This window comes from Nostoc sp. CALU 546, assembly GCF_048836525.1.
The window spans coordinates 1-4,377 of the sequence record NZ_JAWJTF010000205.1 but is presented as its reverse complement, the minus strand read 5'-3'; the positions used below and the strand labels follow the sequence as shown (position 1 = coordinate 4,377).

Sequence of the window (4,377 nt, the reverse complement as noted above, 5' to 3'; positions counted from 1 at the left end):
CGCCCGACGCAGCAAGTCAGCTTGTCCTAAAGAATATCCCGCCATATCTTGAGCAATTTTCATGATTTGCTCTTGATAGACCATAATTCCATAGGTTTCGTCTAATATTGGTTCCAGAATGGTATGTTGATAATCAATTTTTTCTCGACCATGTTTGCGGTTGATAAATTTAGGTATCAGTCCCGCATCTAATGGGCCCGGTCGATAAAGTGCCAAAATTGAAGAAATATCTTCTATATTAGAAGGTTTCAAATCTCGCACGATCTGACGCATCCCGGAAGATTCTAATTGAAATATTCCTTCTAACTCACCTGCTTCTAATAATTCATAAGTTTTTTGGACATCTTTTGGCAAAGCACTATGTTCACCTTTAGCTAATATCCTCTGGGCTTTTCTTTCCTGGCGGGGAATTTCATCAGGATCGACCCGATATCCTCTCGTTTCTTGAATCAAATCCACAGTTTTTTGAATTAGCGTCAGGTTCCGCAAACCCAGAAAATCCATTTTCAACAAACCCATTGATTCCAAGTCTTCCATGAAATATTGGGTAATTACAGAACCGTCATTATTCTTTTGTAACGGCACAATTTCATCAAGTGGGTCGGCAGAAATTACCACACCTGCTGCATGAACACCAAAAGTTTTGTTAGTTCCTTCAATTCGCATTGCCATATCAAGCCAATGGCGAACATGGGGTTCTTTATCATATTTCTCTTTAAACTCTGGTTCTGGAGTTTTATCAGAAACCATAACCTTGAGTTTCGTTGGTTTACCCCGCACCACAGGAATCATTTTCGCCATTTTGTCAGCTTCCCCGTATGGAATATTCAACACTCTGGCGACATCTTTCAAAACCGCTTTAGAAGTTAGACGGTTAAAAGTAATAATTTGAGCAACTCTATCTGCACCATATTTTTCAGTTACATATTCAATAACTTTATCCCGTTGTTCAATACAGAAATCCGTATCAATATCAGGCATGGATTTCCGTTCTGGGTTCAAAAAACGCTCGAATAGTAACCCATGATGTACAGGATCAATATTAGTGATTCGCATTGCATAAGCAACTAATGAACCAGCCGCCGAACCCCGACCTGGCCCCACAGGAATATTATTATCTCTAGCAAATTTGATGTAGTCCCATACAACTAAAAAGTATTTGGAAAAACCCATCTGCTGAATCATTTTCAGTTCGTATTCCAATCTTTCTTTATAGACGGAATCGACTTCCTGGCGAGATTTGCGATTTAAGCGTTCTAAAAGTCCGCTCCATGCAACATCTTCGGCGTAAGTGTCAGCAGTATGACCAGAAGGAATGGGGGGTGTAGGAATCTGAGGCTCACCCATGATATGGTAAGGCTCGACTTTATCGGCGACTTCTTCGGTAGTTGCGATCGCTTCGGCAATTACATCATCCGGTAAATGGTCACGAAATAGCTGCCGCATCTCCTCACCAGATTTGAGATACTCCGTACCGCTGTAACGCATCCGCTTATCTTCAACAATTAATTTGCCAGTTTGAATACATAGCAAAGCGTCGTGGGCTTCAACGTCAAAACAAGATATAAAATGTGAATCATTAGTGGCAATGATTTTAATGCCTAGTTCCCGCGCAATTTTGACTATTTCAACATTCACAATCCGGTCTTCTTGGGAACCGTGGTCTTGAATTTCTAGATAATAATCATCACCAAATACATCTTTATACCACTGAGCAACTTTCCGCGCGGCATCTGGTCTATTACTGAGAATCGCTTGGGGGACTTCTCCACCCAAACAAGCGCTGGTGACGATCAAGCCTTCATGATATTCTTTTAATAAATCTTTATTAATACAAGGACGAGAAAAAATTCCTTTACCTTGAACACCTTTGAGGTGAGAAATTGTGGTTAATTTGACTAAATTTTTGTAACCTTTGGTATTTTTAGCTAAAACTACTTGATGATATTTGGGGCGGCGTTCTTGTTTCTCGATATCGCCGTTAATTACATACATTTCATTGCCGATAATCGGCTTAATATTTTGACTCCGGCAAATTTTGATCAGTTCAACGGCTCCATACATGACACCATGATCGGTAAGAGCGATCGCTTTCATTCCCAGTGCGATCGCTTGATTCACTAACTCTGGTAGCTGACTTGCCCCATCGAGCAAACTGTAGTCACTGTGAATATGTAACGGGACAAAGGACATAAGCATCTCCAACCACAAGCCAAGATACCTCTAGGGGCCTACCTTGTGGTATACCCTTTCGAGCTAGATTTTGCAAACCAACGGAATCTTAGATTAACAGTTTTTACCCAAAATTAAAGCTGTTCTTTTTCCGAAATTGTCACTATCATTAGTGTTGTTTTAACAGTTACAGCAGTTAACCAGTATTTAACTAATGAGTCAAACAGAGAGTACTACTTCGCCTGCAACCAAAACTCGCCCTTGGTGGCAGCGTATCCCTCTCACGTTGCAAATTCTCATCGCCTTAGTAGTGGCAGTCAGTGTCGGAATTGCCCTTGGTGCAGGGAATCCCAATCCCAGCAATGCTTCCTTAATCAATAATTTAGCAATTCCGGCGGAATTGGTGCTAAAGGCTCTCCGCGCCTTGGCTACACCCCTAATTCTGGTAGCAGTGCTGCATACTTTGATGACTACCAACATCCCTGGGACAGCCGGACGGCGGCTGGCAGTGCTACTTTTAACCAACACTACCGTAGCTATTTTAGTGGGGCTTTTCGTCGCGAATGTACTACGTCCGGGGACTTGGGGAAATGTAACGACCTCAACAAGTACAGAAATAGCTCCTCAGAGTCTTGACCCTTGGGGAATACTCAAAGATGCTGTCCCGGAGGCTATTCTCAAGCCATTGGTTGATAATAATGTCATCCAACTAATTGTGATTGCTCTAAGTTTTGGCATCGTTCTGCGGGCATTAAAATCTGAACAAATCGCTCAAGGCAAGAATGGATTCCAGCCGATAGAGGATGTCATCGGAATTTTATTTGAAGCGGTAGTCCGCGTCCTCAACTGGGTAATTGCCTTAGTGCCGTTCGCAGTCTTTGGAATTGTTGCTAAAACCGTGGCGATGCAGGGCTTTGCACCATTTAAATCTTTGGCTGCATTTATCGTCGCGGTGTTGTTAGCGCTGGTATTGCAAGCGTGTTACTACCTCACCAGAGTAAAATTTGGTTCTTGGGTACACCCGCTAAAATTTCTAGCTGGCGGTTCTGATGCCTTTTTGACAGCTTTCTCAACTTCTTCCTCGGCGGCAGCAATGCCCATAACCTTTGAAGTTTTGCAAACAAAAGTCGGTTTAAGGGAATCTTCTGCTGCCTTGGGGGCATTAGTCGGGGCAAATTTCAACAATGATGGCACTGCCCTCTATGAAGCAATGTCTGCGTTGTACATTTCCCAACTAATTGGGCAACATCTAAGTCTAGGACAGCAGTTAATTGTCATTCTTACCTCGATTTTTGCATCTGTAGGTGCGGCGAATATTCCCAATGCTGGACTGGTAACGATGACACTGGTCTTCACTTCTGTCGGCTTACCTACCCAGTATATTGCTTTGCTAGTTACTGTAGACTGGTTTCTAGATCGCTGCCGTACCGCGATTAATGTTATGGGAGATATGACTGTCAGTGCTTTACTTGACGGCAAAAAGCCCCATTCTGTAAACGAGGCTTAGTTTGCCGGTTTTTTAGCTCGCTAATGCTGTTGAGGCCCTTTGGCATCACATTCTTTAGTCCAGCAGCGTTCTAGAAGTTGCAGACGCCAGATCAATGCAAAGCGTTGAGGATTCAATACTAATTTAGTATCGTGACTAAATAAGGGCTGGTTCAAATACTGCCAAAGGGGAAATTGGATTTTGGTGTGTTTTGGAGTCATAAGAACAACAAATATTATAAAAGTTTAGTGGCCATAGTTGGCATTTTGTCTAAAAACTGCCTTGATACTCTTTTTCTAGTTAAAGGCTACACTGCGTTTTTACAATTGTCTTGGTGGCAATTGCGGAATTTCAGCAAATGAATTTATATTGTTTCCGCTTTAATACTGAAATTGCACTCACCCCTGACCATTGATGACATCAGCTAAGTTGTCAAAACCATTGATATTATTTTTCAGGTCATTCAGAAAGGTGACTGTGTTCTTGTTGAAGATGATGCTTTGGATGGAGTTGGCTGTAAGGATATCAAAGGCTGTCACTAATTGTAATTGGCTCATTAAATAGGATATTACCCACTGCTGAGAGATTATCTAGTTTTTCCACAGCAAAGTTTTGCAGGATAACTTATTCATCAGCCATTCCTTCAAAAGTGATTTCCAGATTGTTACTATTCATGAGTGAGTAGTAGATTTCGGGCAGTTAGAGGATATTTTAAAAGT

The 4,377-nt window shown here is 41.9% G+C and carries 4 protein-coding genes; 1 reads left to right on the top strand and 3 read right to left on the bottom strand.

Annotation, left to right across the window (positions count from 1 at the left end; all coding sequences use genetic code 11):
* The coding region (locus tag RRG12_RS41515; RefSeq protein ID WP_420763181.1) for a DNA polymerase III subunit alpha at positions 1 to 2,193 on the bottom strand (2,193 nt) is incomplete at its 3' end.
* A gap of 193 nt (positions 2,194 to 2,386) precedes the next feature.
* Here RRG12_RS41515 and RRG12_RS41510 point away from each other — a divergent pair.
* Positions 2,387 to 3,679: a dicarboxylate/amino acid:cation symporter gene (locus RRG12_RS41510; protein WP_420760962.1), complete on the top strand. Its 1,293-nt coding sequence runs from the start codon at positions 2,387 to 2,389 to the stop codon at positions 3,677 to 3,679.
* A 20-nt stretch (positions 3,680 to 3,699) separates the two neighbouring features.
* Here RRG12_RS41510 and RRG12_RS41505 read toward each other — a convergent pair whose 3' ends face one another.
* Both RRG12_RS41505 and RRG12_RS41500 read right to left on the bottom strand, forming a co-directional pair.
* Positions 3,700 to 3,879, bottom strand: a complete 180-nt coding sequence (locus RRG12_RS41505) for a hypothetical protein (RefSeq protein ID WP_069073290.1) — start codon at positions 3,877 to 3,879, stop codon at positions 3,700 to 3,702.
* A gap of 177 nt (positions 3,880 to 4,056) precedes the next feature.
* Entirely contained in the window at positions 4,057 to 4,215 is a 159-nt protein-coding gene (locus RRG12_RS41500) for a hypothetical protein (RefSeq protein WP_420760961.1), read from the bottom strand.
* Positions 4,216 to 4,377: the final 162 nt, after the last annotated feature.